Source organism: Candidatus Methylomirabilota bacterium (assembly GCA_035936835.1).
GTDB lineage: Bacteria > Methylomirabilota > Methylomirabilia > Rokubacteriales > CSP1-6 > AR37.
In genome coordinates this window covers 1-15,934 of record DASYVT010000231.1, presented here as the reverse complement: position 1 = coordinate 15,934, position 15,934 = coordinate 1, and the positions used below count along the sequence as shown (strand labels likewise).

At 66.8% G+C, this 15,934-nt stretch carries 13 protein-coding genes; 3 read left to right on the top strand and 10 right to left on the bottom strand.

All coding sequences use genetic code 11. The features are described 5' to 3' along the window. From VGV06_20850 to VGV06_20805, 10 genes are all read right to left on the bottom strand, one after another. The gene (locus tag VGV06_20850) at positions 1-969 is read right to left on the bottom strand and encodes a sugar ABC transporter permease (protein ID HEV2057589.1); all 969 of its coding nucleotides are present in this window, start codon (positions 967-969) and stop codon (positions 1-3) included. A gap of 4 nt (positions 970-973) precedes the next feature. Then, positions 974-2,347 carry an extracellular solute-binding protein gene (locus VGV06_20845; GenBank protein HEV2057588.1) on the bottom strand — a complete coding sequence of 458 codons (1,374 nt, stop codon included), beginning with the start codon at positions 2,345-2,347 and terminating at the stop codon, positions 974-976. A gap of 27 nt (positions 2,348-2,374) precedes the next feature. Then, complete coding sequence (locus VGV06_20840; protein ID HEV2057587.1) at positions 2,375-3,739, bottom strand: extracellular solute-binding protein; 1,365 nt, start codon at positions 3,737-3,739, stop codon at positions 2,375-2,377. Between the two features lie 28 nt (positions 3,740-3,767). After that, on the bottom strand, positions 3,768-5,126 hold the full coding sequence (locus VGV06_20835) for an extracellular solute-binding protein (GenBank protein ID HEV2057586.1): 1,359 nt from the start codon (positions 5,124-5,126) through the stop codon (positions 3,768-3,770). Positions 5,127-5,350: 224 nt separating this feature from the next. Further along, positions 5,351-6,547, bottom strand: a complete 1,197-nt coding sequence (locus VGV06_20830) for an MFS transporter (GenBank protein ID HEV2057585.1) — start codon at positions 6,545-6,547, stop codon at positions 5,351-5,353. Then, a complete protein-coding gene (locus tag VGV06_20825) occupies positions 6,544-7,737 on the bottom strand; it encodes an MFS transporter (GenBank protein HEV2057584.1) in 1,194 nt (397 codons plus the stop codon). The genes VGV06_20830 and VGV06_20825 overlap by 4 nt, the downstream gene beginning before the upstream one ends. Positions 7,738-7,765: 28 nt before the next feature. After that, positions 7,766-8,503, bottom strand: a complete 738-nt coding sequence (gene kdsB, locus VGV06_20820) for a 3-deoxy-manno-octulosonate cytidylyltransferase (protein HEV2057583.1) — start codon at positions 8,501-8,503, stop codon at positions 7,766-7,768. Between the two features lie 139 nt (positions 8,504-8,642). After that, positions 8,643-9,566 (bottom strand): ABC transporter permease, encoded by a 924-nt coding sequence (locus VGV06_20815; protein ID HEV2057582.1) that lies wholly within the window; start codon positions 9,564-9,566, stop codon positions 8,643-8,645. Then, positions 9,566-10,513: an ABC transporter permease gene (locus VGV06_20810; GenBank protein ID HEV2057581.1), complete on the bottom strand. Its 948-nt coding sequence runs from the start codon at positions 10,511-10,513 to the stop codon at positions 9,566-9,568. Before VGV06_20810 ends, VGV06_20815 begins: the two co-directional genes overlap by 1 nt. 4 nt (positions 10,514-10,517) lie before the next feature. Continuing rightward, positions 10,518-12,176 (bottom strand): ABC transporter substrate-binding protein, encoded by a 1,659-nt coding sequence (locus VGV06_20805; protein ID HEV2057580.1) that lies wholly within the window; start codon positions 12,174-12,176, stop codon positions 10,518-10,520. A 201-nt stretch (positions 12,177-12,377) separates the two neighbouring features. Between VGV06_20805 and VGV06_20800 the strand changes: the two genes are divergently transcribed. From VGV06_20800 to VGV06_20790, 3 genes are all read left to right on the top strand, one after another. Next, the gene (locus VGV06_20800) at positions 12,378-13,079 is read left to right on the top strand and encodes a cyclase family protein (protein ID HEV2057579.1); all 702 of its coding nucleotides are present in this window, start codon (positions 12,378-12,380) and stop codon (positions 13,077-13,079) included. A 33-nt stretch (positions 13,080-13,112) separates the two neighbouring features. Beyond that, entirely contained in the window at positions 13,113-14,327 is a 1,215-nt protein-coding gene (locus VGV06_20795; protein ID HEV2057578.1) for an ABC transporter substrate-binding protein, read from the top strand. Between the two features lie 48 nt (positions 14,328-14,375). Continuing rightward, positions 14,376-15,934 (top strand): ABC transporter permease (locus VGV06_20790; GenBank protein ID HEV2057577.1); only part of this gene is annotated, 1,559 nt, incomplete at its 3' end.

Genomic DNA, 15,934 nt, shown 5'->3' with positions numbered 1-15,934 from the left:
CTACGCCCCTTCCAGGCGGCGGAGGTAGCGGAGCTGCAGCCAGACCACGATGAAGAGGACCGGCAACATGAAGAGCGAGATCGCGGCGCCCTCGCCCAGGAGCCCCGTGGCGATGCCGATCTGGTAGGCGTAGGTTGCCAGGAGGTGCGTGGCGTTGGCCGGGCCGCCGCCCGTCAGGACGTAGATCAGCTGGAAGTCGGAGAAGGTCTGAATGATCGAGAACACCACGACGACCACGGTCACGGGCTTGAGGAGCGGCCAGGTGACGTGCCAGAACCGGTACCAGCCGTTGGCCCCGTCGAGCGAGGCGGCCTCCTGGAGATCGGGGCTGATGGTCTGCAGCCCGGCCAGCAGCGTGATGGCGAAGAAGGGCATGCCGCGCCACGTGTTGACCACGATGGCGCACCACATGCCGTAGGTGCCGTCGGAGAGGAAGGGCAGCTTGGTGGTGATGAAGCCGCCCTGGTAGAGCATCCAGTTGAGCACGCTGAACGTCGGGTCGAACATCCAGCGCCACGCGAAGGTGCTGAGCACGGTCGGCACGATGAAGGGCAGGAGCATGCCGGCCCGCACGATCCGCTTGCCCCGGAAGTGCCGGTTGAGGAGGAGCGCCAGCCACATCCCGAGCGCCAGCTTGAAGATGGTCGCCCAGAACGTGTAGAAGACCGTGTTCCCGAATGCGGTCCGGAAGATCGAATCGTTCCAGGCCTTGATGAAGTTGCGGAACCAGACGAACTCGCCCGGATTGCCCACGCTGACGTTTGACATTGACAGCCACACGCCCATCACGAACGGGTAGGCGATGAAGAGGCCGAGCAGGAGCACCGCCGGCGCCAGCAGGAGTGTCGCCAGGAGGCGCTCGCTCTCGAGCCACCGGGTCATCCGCCCGGGGCGCGACGCCTCGGCGTGGGGCAGCGCGGCCGCGATTCCGGCCGCGCTGCCCGATCCGCCGGCGATGGGCTTCTTCACTTCGTTATCCGTAGATCTTTCCCAGCTCGCCGGACGCCCACGCTACGGCGTCCTCGGCCTTGGTGCCCTGGCAGGCCTTGGCGTACATGTCGGTCAGGATGTACTTCGAGTAGACCTCCGTCGCCTTGGCCGACGGCGGCCCGGCGTAGCCGATCATCCGCGAGGCGGCGGCGGCCTGGCGATAGATCTTCATCGGCGCGTCGATGGTATTCCACATCGGACTCTGTTCCCAGTACTTCGTCGAGCCGACCGAGAAGCCGTCGGCGACGAGGAACCACTTGCCGAACTGGTCCTTACCATGCATCCACTTGAGCAAGTCCTTGGCAAGGTTGGGGTTCTTCCCGTACTTCATGACGGCGTGCGAGAAGGCGACGTGGTACGCCCACGTCCCGGCCGGCCCGTTCGGGATGGGCCCGTGCTGGATGTCCTTGACCATGGCCTCGCCCTTCTCGTCCTTGATCTTGTCCTGGCCCCGCTTGGCCGCGATGTAGATGCTCGCGCCGTTGAGAGTCGCCGCGATTTCGCCCGAGAGGAACGCGCGATTGTTGCTCGTGTCGTCCCAGGCGAAGCCGCCTTCGTCGCAGGCGTCCTTCCAGTAGGCCTGCATGAACTTGACCGCCTCGACGGTCTCCTTGCTGTTCAGCACGACTTTCTTGCCGGTTCTGTCCACTTCCGCGCCGCCGAAACCCCAGGTGAGCGGGTAGGACCAGGCCGGAGCGTCGCCGAAGGTGTGGCCGAGCGTCTGGCCGAGAGGATGGCCCTTCTTCTTGAGCTTCATCCCGACCTGGCGCAGCTCGTCGAGGGTCTTCGGCCACGAGGTCTGGCCCACCTCGTCGAACCACGACTTCCGGTAGGCGAACTGCAGCCCCACGATGCCGTGGGGCAGGGCGAGCCAGCGCTTGCCGTCCTTGGCAGCCGCCTCGGACTGGGCGTAGTAGCCGCCCTGCTCCTTGCCCTGCCAATCACCCAGATCGGTCACGTCCACGAGGCCGTTCTGGTAGAGGTGCGGCCAGTTGTGCAGCATCATGATGATGTCCGGTCCCGCCCCCGACTGCATGGCGGCCGTGATCCGCGGCTGGAGGTCGTTGCCGTTGATGAACTCGAAAACCACCTCGGCGCCGAGCGCCTTGGAGGCCTCGGGCGCCTGGCGCTTCAGCTCCACGTCGCAGGCCGGGATGAAGTCCACCCAGCGGAGGATGTTGAGCCGCGTGCCCTGGGCGAAGGCCGGCGCGCGGCGCGCGGCCAGGATGCCCTCGATGCCCGCCGCCGCGGTCAGTCCCGCGGCGGCGGACGCCGTGAGGCCCGCCGTCTTGATAAATGTCCGGCGGTCTACGGTCGTCCGTCCTGTGGCTGCGTTGTCAGCTGTTGGAGTCGTCATGGACCCTCCGTAGTGTAGAGATAGCTATCAGGCCTCGTAGATCTTCTTGAGCTCGCCTTCGGCCCACTTCACGGCGTCCTCGGCCTTCATGCCCTGGACGGCCTTGGCGTACATGTCCACGATGATGTACTTCGTGTAGGACTCCGTGGCCTTGGCCGATGCCGGGCCTGGATAGCCCAACATCCGCGTCTGGCGCGCCGCCTGCCGGAAGATCTGCAGGGGCTTGTCGATCCGGCTCCACATCGGGTCCTCCTCCCAGACCTTGGTGGCGCCGACGGTATACCCCTCGTTGACCTCGAACCACTTCCCGTAGTTTTCCTTCTGGTGCATCCACCTGAGGAGATCCTTGGCGAGCTTCTGGTTCTTCGAGTACTTCATGACGGAGTGCTGAAAGGCGCCGTAGAGGGCGAACTGCCCGGCCGGTCCCTTCGGGAGCAGGGCCGCGTGCTCGATGTCCTGGAAGAGGGGCTCGCCCTTCTCGTCCTTGAGCTTGTCCTTCTGTCGCTTGGCCACGATGTAGATGGAGGCGCCATTGAGTGTCGCCGAGATGTCGCCGGAGTGGAAGGCGCGGTTGTTGTTGGTATCGTCCCAGGCAAGCCCGCCCTCGTCGCAGGCGTCCTTCCAGAAGGCCTGCATGAACTTCACCGATTCGATGGCGCCCTTGCTGTTGATCACGACCTTCTTTCCGGTCGTGTCAACCTCGGCGCCGCCGAAGTCCCAGAGGAGCGGATACGCGAAGGTCGGCGGGTCGCCGAAGCTGTGGCCGAGCGCCTGGCCCACCGGCTTGCCCTTGGCCTTGAGCTTTTTGCCCACCTCGCGCCACTCGTCCCAGGTATTCGGGAACTCCTTGACCCCGATCTCCGCGTGCCACGACCGACGGTAGGCGATGGCATTCCCGCCGGTGCCGTGCGGGACCGCCAGCCACCGCCCGCCGACCCTCGCGGTATTGTTGAACACGTCGTAGTAGCCGCCCTGGGCTTTGCCGATGGGCTCGGCGACGTCGGACACGTCCACCAGGCCATTGGCGTAGAGCTGCGGCCAGTTCCAGAGCATCTGGATGATGTCGGCGCCGCTGCCGGACTGGATGGCGGCGGTGATCCGTGCCTGGAGATCGTTGGCGTTGATGAACTCGAAGGTGACCTCGGCGCCGAGAGCCTTGGAGGCCTCGGGCGCCTGGCGCTTCAGCTCGAGGTCGGCCTCGGGGATGAAGTCCACCCACCGGACGATGTGAAGCTTGGTGCCCTGGGCGAAGGCCGGCGCCCGGCCGGCGGCCAGGATTCCCTCGATGCCTGCCGCCGCGGTCAGACCCGCGGCGGCGGCGGTCGTGAGAAACGTCCTGCGGTCTACGGTTGTCCGTCCCGTGGTCGCGGTGTCAGCTATTGGAGTCGTCATAGACCCCTCCGTCATGTCGGATCGGTGACTAGGCCTCGTAGACCTTCTTGAGCTCGCCTTCGGCCCACTTCACGGCGTCCTCGGCCTTCATGCCCTGGACGGCCTTGGCGTACATGTCCGTCACGATGTACTTCGTGAAGGCCTCGGTCGCCTTGGCCGTGGACGGGCCGGCGTAGCCGAAGAGGCGCGTGTTGCGCGCCGCGGTCCGGAACATCTTGAGCGGCTCGTCGAGCTTGGCCCACATGGGGTTGTTCTCCCAGACCTTGGTGCCGCCGACGCTGTAGCCCTCCTGCGTCGTGAACCATTTGCCGTAGTTGTCCGACTTGTGGATCCAGCGGAGGAAGTCCTTCGCGAGCTTCGGGTTCTTCGAGTACTTCATGAGCGCGTTCGACTGGTTGAGGAAGAGGAGGTAGGCGCCCGACGGGCCGGCCGGCAGCGGCGCGTGCCCGATGTCGAGATACATCGGCTCGCCCTTCTCGTCCTTGATCTTCTCCTTCTGCCGCTTGGCCACGATGTAGATGCTGGCGCCGTTGAGCGTGGCAGAGATCTCGCCCGCGTGGAAGGCGCGGTTGTTGTTCGTGTCGTCCCAGGCAAGCCCGCCCTCATCGCAGGAGTCCTTCCAGAACGACTGCATGAACTTGACCGAGTCGACCGCTCCCTTGCTGTTGAGCACGACCTTCTTTCCTGTCTTGTCCGTCTCGGCGCCGCCGAAGGCCCAGAGCATCGTGTACGTAAAGGTCGGCGCGTCGCCGAATGTGTGGCCGAGCGTCTGGCCGTATGGCTTGCCCTTCTTCTTCAGCTCCGGGAAGAGCTTGAGCGCCGCGTCCCAGGTCTTGGGGTACTCGCTCGCTCCGGCCTCCTTCAGCCAGGACTTCCGGTAGGCGACGGCGTTCCCGACGATCGAGTGAGGCAGGGCCAGCCACTTGCCGTTGACCTGGCAGGAGGGCGGGAAGATTTCGTAGAAGCCGCCCTCGGCCTTGCCCAGCTCGCCGGCGACATCGGACACGTCCGCGACGGCGTTCTGGTACAGGTGGGGCCAGTTGTACTGGAAGTTGAAGATGTCGGCGCCGGCGCCCGACTGGATGGCCGCGGTGATGCGGGCCTGGAGGTCGTTGGCATTGATGGTCTCGAGCACGCACTCGGCGCCCAGCGCCTTGGATGCCTCGGGCATCTGGCGCTTCAGCTCCACGTCCGACTCCGGGATGAAGTCCACCCAGCGCACCCAGTGCAGCTTCGTGCCCTGGGCGAAGGCCGGCGCGCGGCGCGCGGCCAGGATGCCCTCGAGGCCGCCCGCCACACCCGCGGCCACGCCCGTGGTTTTGATGAAGGTCCGGCGGTCCACCTGCGGGCTGTTCGACGCTCCGTCCTCGCGCTTCTCTGTCGTCATTGACTCGGTCTCCTTACTCTTGGTGAACCGTCTGTGGTGTGCAGCCGTTCCCTTCCAGGTTCGGGTGAGCAGGCTCCGTGCGGCGGGGCCAGCCCCGGCCGTGAGGATCAACGCTCGCGAAGGCAGTCACAGGTTCCTGAAGTGGTGAGCAATCACGCGAAATCGTGGCGCATTCTTAGCAAGAAACAGCCTCGCGTGTCAACGGGGAAAAGCGCCGCTGTGCGTCACGCCGGGCGCAGGGCGGTCCTGGGCGGCCGGAGCGTCAAGGCCAGCACGATGGCCATGGTGGCAATGGCACCGGAGCCGAGGAAGAGCCAGAGGTAGGATCCCAGCACATCGTGGATGATGCCTCCTGCGTAGGAGCCTACTCCCATGCCGATGCAGGAGATGAAGAAGACGCCGCCATAGGCCGTGCCCATGGCCCGGTCGCCGAAGTACTCGCGAGTGACGACGGCGTAGAGCGGCATGACGCTGCCATAGGCGACCCCGAAGACCATGGCCAGCGCGTAGAGCGTGCCCGCGTTGCCGGCGAAGACGTACAGGAAGATGGTCATGGCTTGGAGGATCAGGCCGACGATCAGGGTGGGCTTGGCGCCGACGCGGTCGGCGACCATGCCGGTGCCCACGCGCCCGATGATCGAGGTCAGCCCCGAGATCCCCAGCGCCCCCGCCGCGGCCAGGGCCGGCACGCCCTGGTCTATGGCGTGGGAAACCATGTGGAAGATCGGTCCCGAATGAGCCGCGCAGCAGGCGAAGTGGGTCAGCGCGATGGCCCAGAAAGGCCAGAAGGTCCAGAGTCGTCGGGCCGTCAGCCCCGGCTCCGGCGCCGGCTGCGACGCCGGGAGCGCGGCAGCGGGCGCCCGCCTCAGCAGGAGCGCTGCGGGGAGGACGACGACCAGCGCGAGCTCGCCCAGAATCAGGAAGGCCGTGCGCCAGTCATAGTTGTTGATGAGCCAACGGGTGAGCGGGGCGAGGGCCAACGTGCCGAGGCCGTTGCCCGAGGAGACGATAGACGCTGCCAACCCGCGCCGGTGATCGAACCAGCGGATGACCGTCACGGTAAGCGGCACGTAGAAGCAGCTCACGCCGAAGCCGACCAGGACGCCGAAGGTGACGTAGAACTGCCAGAGCGCCTCCGTCCGTCCGGAGAGGATCAGGCCCGCTCCGAGCAGCACGCCGCCGCCGACCACCACCGGGCGCGCGCCGAAACGGTCGGAGAGATACCCCGCGAGGAAGGAGCCCAGGCCCATGGCGATCCAGTTGAGGAGCGCGATGGCGCTGACGCTCGAGCGCGCCCAGCCGACGGAGTCCTCGAGCGGCTTGAGGAAGACGGCCAGCGAGAAGAGCGTGCCGACGGCCATGGTGATGATGACGAAGGCGGCGCCAAGCACGACCCAGCCGTAGGACGAGCGATCGCTCACGGGGTCTCCATCCTTCCTTCCCGCACCGGGATCAGGAGGCACAAGGTTGCGGCCATGACGAGGCCGAGCCCCGCCCAGGGCACGCCGAAGCCGCCCAGGCGCTCCGCGGCCAGGCCGAAAATCGGCGGGCAGATGGTGACGCCGAAGGACGAGATGGCGAGCCCGAGCCCGATGGCCGTGCCCGCGCTGCGCGGGCCGACCAGCTCTGCCATGAGCGTGTGCTGGACGCCGTTCCAGCCGATGCCGAAGAAGCCGAAGGCGAGCGCGAGCGGCGCCAGCACCCACGCGCTCGTGCCGGGCCCTGTTCCCGCCATCACGAGCGAGCAGGCCGTCGAGCCAACGCCGGCGATGACGAGCACGATGCGCCGGCGCCCGCCGAAGAGCCGGTCGGAGAGCATGCCGAAGATCACGCGGCCGGCAATGCCGGTCGCCTGGGCCATCACGAGATAGCGTCCCGCGTGGACCAGCGAGATGCGCAGCACCTCCGTCAGGTAGAGGACGAGGAAGGACATCCAGACCGTCTGCATGCCCGCGAAGATCAGCGTGGCGCCCGAGACGAGCCAGAGGTCGCGGTTGCCGAGGACGCTCCGGAGGCTCGCGACTCCCGCCGGCGTCCCTCCGGCGTCGGCGGCGGCGGGCGGGTCGCGGTAGAGGAGCCACGTCAGCGCGCCCAGGACCGCGATCAGCGAGGCCGGTAGCGCGACCGCCGGTCGCCAACCGAGCCAGAGGGCGAGCGGCGGCATGATCGAGGCGCCGATCGCGCCGCCCAGCGGCAGGCCGACCTGCTTGAGGCCGACGACGGTGGCGCGCTGGCGGCGGGGGAACCATGCCATGACCGCCTTGGCCGTCGTCGGGTTGAGCATGCCGTAGCCCACGCCGGCGCAGATCATGACGATCATGAGCAGGGAGAAGGAGCCCGTGCCCGCGACGGCGTAGAGGCCGGCGGCGATGACGGCCTGCCCCAGCACCATGGTCATCATGACGCCCCACCGGTCGGCCATCCAGCCGGCGGGCAGGGACATGAGTGAGGCTCCGACGTAGTAGGCGGAGAGAAAGGAGCCCGCCTGCGCCAGGCTGAGTCCCAGGTCCTCGCGGATCAAGGGCGCGATGGATGGGATGCCGAGCGGGGCGACGTTGGCCATGGTTTGGGCGGCCATGATCAACGCGAGGATGGCCCAGCGATTAGTCACGCCAGGCGTGTTTCACGCCACGCGTGTTTCACAACGGGCGGGATGCGACGAGCGCGGCGACCGCTTTGAGATCCTCCTCGGTGTCCACGCCGATGGTCGCCTCGCGGGTCTCGAGAACGCGGATCGGGATGCCGTGCTCCAGGAGGCGGAGCTGCTCGAGCTGTTCCGCCCTCTCCAGGGCTGATGGCGGCAGCGAATGGTACATCTCCAGGACCGAGCGCCGATAGGCGTACATGCCGATGTGCTTCCAGTACATGATGCCGCCGACATTGTCGCGATCGAAGGGGATCGGCAGCCGCGAGAAGTACAGCGCATTACCGTGGCGGTCCGTCACCACCTTGTTGGCCGTGCGGCTGGCGACTTCGTCGGGGGTCGCGCGGATCTTGAGCGTGGTGACCTGGACCTCGGGCTCGTTGAGAAAGGGCCGGACCAGCGTCTCGATGTGCCCCGTGGTGACCAGCGGCTCGTCGCCCTGGACGTTGACGTAAACGTCGGCCACTCGCGCGCGCGAGACCTCCCAGAGCCGGTCCGTTCCGGAGTGGTGCGAGGCCGAGGTCATCACGGCGGGCACGTGATGAGCGTGGCAGGCCTCGACGACCTCTTCGCTGTCGGTTGCGACGAGGAGGTCGGAGAGGAGCCGGCAGCCCTGGGCGCGCCTGAAGACGTAGACCACCATGGGCACGCCCGCGATCTCGCGGAGGACCTTGCGCGGCAGGCGGGTCGAATGCAGCCGCGCCGGAATAACACCGAGGATATTCACCGCCATAGGCTACCAGAAAGACGGCAGCCGATAAGGGCCCATCTGCTTCGTTGGCGCCCTCGGTCGCGGGCTCAACGTACCAGGGGTACGCCTCGCCCGCGACCTTCGGGCGCCGCCTCGCATCTGGACCCTTCTCGACCGCCTACTACCGAGCCGGGCCGGTGCCAGTGCCGCGTAATCTTGGGTCGAGGACGTCGCGGAGCGCGTCGCCGAGCATGTTGAAGCCGAAGACCGCCAGCGAGATCGCCAGGCCGGGGAAGATGGCCATCCAGGGCGCGCGCTGCATGTAGGAGCGGCCCGAGCCGGCCAGCATGGCGCCCCAGGAAGGCTGCGGCGGCGGGACACCAAGGCCGAGGAAGGAGAGGGAAGACTCGGCCAGGATGACGCCGCCGAGCCCGATGGTCGCGACGATGATGACCGTGGCCATGACGTTGGGCACCACGTGGCGAAGCACGATGCGGAGATGCCCGGTGCCCATGGCCCGCGCGGACTCGATGTACGGGTTCTCCATGACGCTGAGCGCCGCGCCGCGTATCACGCGCGCGCTGGTTGCCGCGACCAGGACGGACAGGGACAGGATCAGGTTCATGAGTCCGGGCCCGAGCACGGCCATCAGCGAGAGGATGATCACGAGATAGGGGAAGGACATCCAGGCGTCCACCACGCGCTGCACGGCTATGTCGTAGATGCCGCCGATGTAGGCGCTCGAGACTCCCACGGCCGTTGCGACCAGGGTAGCAAGCGCGATCGTGATGAAGCCCACGGTGACCGAGACGCGTGCGCCGTAGACGACCCTGCTCCACATGTCGCGGGAGAGATTGTCCGTGCCCATCCAGAACTGGGCGCCGGGCGCTTTCATCCTCGACCCCGGGATGCTCTCGTCGTACGCGTAGTGGGCGATGAGCGGCGCGCCCACGGCCATGACGAGCATGACCAGCACGAGGAAGCCGCCAAGGGCGCCCAGGGGCTTGCGCCGGCAGAAGAGCAGCAGCGCCCGGGCCCGCCGGGGGAGCGCCCAGATTTCGCGCGCGGGCTCGACCGTTGCGACGGCGTCGATGTACCTGGCCATTACGAGTAGCGGATCCTCGGGTCCAGCACCGCGTAGAGAAGATCCACGGCGAGGTTCATCAGCACGATGATGGACACGACGAGCAGGTTGATGCCCTGGATGACCGGGTAGTCCCGCTGGTTGATGGCGTCGAAGAGGAAGCGCCCCATGCCCGGCAGCTGGAAGATGGACTCGATGATGACGGTGCCGCTGAAGATCTGCGCGAGCTGGATGCCGAGGATCGTCACGACCGGGATCAGGGCGTTCTTGAGGCTGTGCTTGAGCACGACCACGCCCTCGCGCAGCCCCTTGGCCCACGCCGTGCGGACGTAGTCCTGGCGCAGCACCTCGAGCAGCATGGCCCGCGTGAGCCGCATGATCCCCGCCGCCGAGGCCACCCCCAGGATGAACGCCGGCAAGAGGAACTGGAGCACGTGGGCCGTGGGCGATTTGCTGAACTCGGTGAAGCCGAGATGCGGCGTCCACCCCCACCAGATGGCCGGCAGGACAATGACGAGCGTGGCGATCCAGAAGCTCGGGACCGATAAGCCAATGATGGCCGCGCTCCGCGCGACGTAGTCCCGCATGGTGTCCGCCCGCACCGCGGACAGCACGCCGATGGGGATGGCGATGATGATGGCGAAGAAGATGGCCAGGCCGCCGAGGAGCAGCGTGATGGGGAGCCGCATGGCCAGCTCCTCTGCCACGGTCCGCTTGGTCCAGAGTGACTCGCCCAGATTGCCGCGGACGACGTCGCCGACCCACGTGAAGTACTGGATGTAGATCGGGCGGTCGAGCCCCAGCTTGTGCCGGAGGTCGTCCACGTCCTTGCCGTAGGCCTTCTCCTCCATCATGAGCTGGACCGCGTCGCCCGGGAGGAGACGCGGCAGGGTGAAGACGATGAGCGAGGCGATCACCAGCGACGGGATCGCGACGAGGAGACGCTTGAAGAGGTAGCGCCTCAGCACGAGATCAGCGGTCGAGCCATGCCGCCATGAGGCGCCCACCGTAGTCGTAGCCGAGGTTCGGGCCGTAGTTCTTGAGTGCGCCGTCCCAGACCGCGACGTAGACGCCCGACGCGATCTGCACGTAGTACTGCTGCTTGGCCAGATAGCGTTGGATGTCGTGGATGACCTCGCGGCGCTTGGCGACATCCACGGTGCGCCGCTGGCGGATCAGCATATCGGCCACCACGGGGTCGTTGATATGACTCTGGTTCTTCGTCTCCCCCGGGTAGTACTGACCGAAGAGGAAGTTGTCAGGCTCGAGGAAGGGCGTCTGGGGCCCGTAGGTCAGGGAGTCGAACTTCCCGTAGAAGCAGGACGAGATGTAGGCGCCGTACTCTTTCTGATCGAGCTTGGAGTCGATCCCCACGTCCTTGAGGTACTTCAGGATGAGCTGCGCCGAGTCCACCAGCACGGTGGAGCCGTACGTCGTGAAGCAGATCGAGGCCGGGAAGCCGTTGGGGTAACCGGCTTCACCCAGCAGCCGCTTGGCCTCCTTGGGATCGTACTTGTAGTACTTGGCGCCCTCCCCGAGCTGGGCAACCGGCAGCGACCATTCCGTGAGCGCCGCCGGCACCGGTGAATTGAACACGCCCACGCCCTCGGCGGTGGCGTCGAGAATCCCCTGGCGGTCGATGGCGAGAGACATCGCCTGGCGGACGCGGGGGTCGCTGAACGGTTTCTGGTCGGTACGCATCGAGATGTGCGACATCACGTTGCCGGTGAACTCGGCGGTTTGGAGCCGCGGGCGCTTCTGCTTGAGCGTGTCCTTGATCTGGACCCAGTCGGTCCGATTGATCTGCCCCGGGAACTCCCAGCCGAGGTCGTACTTGCCCACGATGAACGCCGCCATGCGGGAAGCATTGTCCTCGTCCACCGTCGCCTCGACCCGGTCGATGTACGGCAGGCCGGGGACGAAGTAGTTGGGGTTTCGCACCAGCGTGTACCCGACGTTCGGCCGGTAGCTGTCGAGCATCCAGGGCCCGGTGCCCACGACGCTTTTCGGCTTCTTGAGGTCCCCGAACTTCTCCACGCATTCTTTCGGGACGATAGCGACCGCCATCGGGTTGGCCACCATGTCGAGGAACCAGACATAGGGCTCCTTCAGCGTGAACTTGACCGTGTACTTGTCGGGCGCTTCCACCTTGTCCAGGGACGCCAGCATATAGGCGTTGGCATTGCCCTTGACCGTCCGGAAGCGCTCCACGCTGTAGACGATGTCCTCCGCCGTCAGCTCGCGCCCGTTGACCGGCGGCTTGTTGTGCCAGCGGACACCTTTGCGCAGCTTGAAGACGTAGGTGGTCTCATTCGGCTGGGTCCAGGACTCGGCCAGATCGCCTTCGAGCGGGAAGGTGCCTGGCACGACGCCGGGACCCGCTTTGGGCTTGAGCAGCCGGCTGTGGCTGAAGGTGTAGACGATGTGGGTCTTGTAGGAGATGGTCAGGTGCGGGTCGAAGTGCGGCGGGTCCCAGAGGCGGAGCGATAGCGTCCCGCCGCGCTTTGGCGACTGTGCGTGCGCCGGAGACCAAACGACGGGCGCTGCGGCGGCAGCGGCCAAGCCGGCGCCGCCCCACTTCAGCAGGTCACGTCGGCTCAGAGACGGCTTCGAAGGCGTGTAGGCGTCCATGGCCACCCCTCCTTTAATATGCTGAGTGACGGGCACTTCCGGTCGGAAGTGGCGCCCACTGTGGGACAGGGCGCCGCCTCCTGTCAAGCGGCTTCTGGCGAGACTACCCCGCCGCGCGGACACGCGGGCGGGAACTCGTTGACACAGCGCGGCGGTCGCGTCTACTGTCAGGCACTGCCGACACTAGGAGGATCTGACGCCATGCGCATCGTGGACCTGAGCATGACCGTGGAGGAGTGCGACTCCGCGCCCTTCGCGAAGGACGAGTACTACTTCAAGCTCAAGCCCATCGTGAAGTGGGAGGAAAAGGGCTTCGTCTCGAACATGGTCGAGATGACCGTGCACGCGGGTACGCATATCGATTCACCGCACCACTTCTTCCGCGACATGCCCAATATCGAGAAGCTGCCGCTCGAGTCGATGATGGGTGAGGCCGTCGTGCTCGACCTCACGTTCAAGGGCACTCCGAACGCAAGGATCACGCCCGAAGACATGGACAGAGCCGAGGCCGCCCTCAAGGCCCAGGGCATCACGATCCAGCCGGGAGGCATGCTCTTCCTGCGAACGGACTGGCCCAAGGGCCACAACACCATGGATCCTAAGTGGTGGGATGACTCGCCCTGTCTCACCAATGCCGCGGCCGAGTGGCTCGTGGCGCGCCGCCCGTCTGTGCTGGGCTATGACTTCGCGCAGGAGGAGAAGGGCGCCGACTACGCGACGGCCGGCGAGATCCTGACGAGCGGGATGCGGGTGCACCGGACGATCTTGCCGAAGATCACGTTCCAGATCGAGAACCTCGTCAACCTGGACCAGATCCCGTCCAAGGTGAAGGTGATCGCCCTGCCGGCCAAGTGGCGGACGGAGTCTGCGCCGGCCCGCGTGATCGCGCTCCTGGACGAGTAGAAGGGTAACGCGAACCCCCTGAGGAGGATCCCGATGCGATCACGACGACTCCTGTTCATCCTGGCGGCCTGCCTGGCTCCTCTGCTCTCGGCCGGGCCGGCGGCAGCGCAGACTCCCATCAAGCTCGGTGACATCAACTCATACAGCGGCATCGGTGCGCCATTCACCGGGCCGTACCGCGCCGGCGTGGAGATGGCCGTCGAGGAGGTCAACGCCAAGGGCGGCGTGCTCGGGCGCAAGCTCGAGGTGGTCTTCCGCGACGACAAGGGGCAGCCGGCCGAGGCCGTGAAGCACGCCCAGGAGCTGGTCGAATCCGAGAAGGTCGCGCTGATCGCGGGCGGTTTCCTCTCGAACGTCGGCCTGGCCGTCTCGGACTGGGCCAAGCAGAACAAGACTATGTTCGTCGTGGCAGAGGCCTTGACCGAGGCGATCACGTGGTCGAAGGGGCACGACTACGCTGTCCGGCTGCGCCCGAACACCTACGAGCAGGGGCGGATGCTCGCCGACAAGGCCGGCAAGATGAAGTACGTCAAGTGGGCGACGATCGGCCCCAACTACGAGTACGGCAAGCGCGCGTGGGAGACCTTCCGCGACCGCATAAAGGAGCAGAAGCCAGAGATGCAGGTGGTCGGTGAGCACTGGCCGACGCTCGGCAAGATCGAGCCCGGCCCGCTCGTCACGGCGATCATGAGCCAAAATCCGGACGCGCTCTACGTGTCGCTGTTCGGAAGCGACTGGCTCGCGTTCGTTCGCGAGGCGCAGAAGCGAGGGCTCTTCCAAAAGATGTTCGTGGTAGGCATCCTGCTCGGCGAGCCCGAGTATATCGACCCGCTCAAGCTCGAGGCGCCGGAGGGCATGCTCGTGACGGGCTATCCGTGGTACGACATCAAGAGCGGAGGCCACCAGGAGTGGGTCGCCCGCTATACGAAGCGCGGTGACAAACCGCCGGTGCTCGGCTCGCTGATCGGCTACGTCACCTACCAGTCCATCGCCGAGGCCATCAGGAAGGCCGGGAGCACCGACACGGCCAAGCTCGTCGCCGCCTTCAAGGGGCTCAAGGTCGAGACGCCGATCGGGCCCATCACCTTCCGCGCGGTGGACGGCCAATCCACGATGGGCGCGTGGGTGGGCACGACCAAGATCGATCCCGTGCGGGGCGTCGGGATCATGGTCAACTACGAGTACATCCCCGGCGAGAAGGTGCTGCCCTCCGACGACGAAGTGAAGAAGCTCCGCCCGGGCAACTAGACTCGGCAGGTGCCTCCGCCTCGGGTGAGGCGGAGGCACCCGTCTCGCATGTCCCTCCTCCTCGTCCAGCTGCTGAGCGGGCTCGCCAACGCGATGTTCCTCTTCCTCATCGCGTCTGGGCTGTCGCTCATCTTCGGTGTCACGCGCATCGTCAACTTCGCCCACGGCTCCTTCTACATGCTGGCGGCCTACTTCACGTACTCGCTCTCCGCGGCGCTGCCCCTGGGTCCTGCCGCCTTCTACGCGGCCGCGTTCCTCGCGGCGCTCCTGGTCGCCGCGCTCGGCGGGCTCGTCGAGGTGCTCCTGCTCCGCCGCGTCTACCGCGCGCCCGAGCTCTACCAGCTCCTCCTGACCTTCGCGCTGGTCCTGGTCGTCGCCGACGCCGTGCGGTTCTTCTGGGGCGCGGACAACAAGACGGGCCCCGTTGCGCCGGGACTCGCGGGCTCGGTGCCCATCGCCGGCCAGCTCTTTCCGAGCTACGACCTCGCGGTGATCATCTTTGGTCCCCTCGTGGCGCTCGGGCTCTGGCTCGTCTTCCACCGGACGCGCTGGGGCATCCTGATTCGCGCGGCGACGCAGGACCGGGAGATGGTCGCGGCCCTCGGCGTGGACCAGAGGCGACTTTTCACGGGAGTCTTCGTCCTGGGCTCGTTCCTCGCGGGGCTTGGGGGCGCGCTCCAGGTGCCCCGCCTCGCGCTCACGACGGTGATGGACACCACCGTCATCGTCGAGGCCTTTGTGGTCGTCGTGATCGGCGGCATGGGCTCGGTGTGGGGCGCTCTCCTCGCGTCCCTCCTGATCGGCGTGCTCAACGCCTACGGCGTCCTGGTTCTGCCCAAGGCCTCCATCGTCCTCATGTTCGTCGTGATGGCCGTGGTGCTCATCGTCCGGCCGTGGGGGCTCCTCGGCCGGCCGGAGATCCAGCTTCGCGCGGCGGGCGGCGCCGTCACCGGGGAGCGCGGCGCTCCGTGGCATCCGGCCTGGCTCGCCGCGGCCGGCCTGGTCCTGCTGGCGCTGCCGCTGCTCCTGCCGACCTTCTGGGTGTGGATGGCGGTCGAGATCTTCGTCTTCGCTCTCTTCGCGGCGAGCCTGCACCTTCTGATGGGCCAGGGCGGCATGGTGTCCTTCGGGCACGCCGCCTACTTCGGCCTCGGCGCCTACGGTGCGGCGCTGCTGCTCAGGTGGGCGGGCTGGCCGATGCCGCTCGCCTTTCTCGCCGCGCCCGTAGTCGCGGCGGTCGCCGCCGCCGTCTTCGGGTACTTCAGCGTGAGGCTCACGAGCATCTACTTCGCCATGCTGACGCTCGCCTTCGCCCAGATCGTCTTCGCCGTCGCCCACCAGTGGGACGAAGTGACGGGCGGCGACAACGGCGTCCTGTCCGTCTGGCCGCCGCCGTGGCTCAAGTCCCCGACGCGTTACTACTACTGGGCGCTCGTCTTCGCGGGCGCGGGCGTCGTGCTGCTGAGGATCGTCGCAGCCTCGCCCTTTGGCTTGGCGCTCCGGGCCGTCCGGGACCACGCCAGGCGAGCGGAGGCCGTCGGGATCAACATCCGCGCGCTCCAGTGGACCGCCTTCGTCGTCGCGGGTTTTTTCGCCGGTCTCGCCGG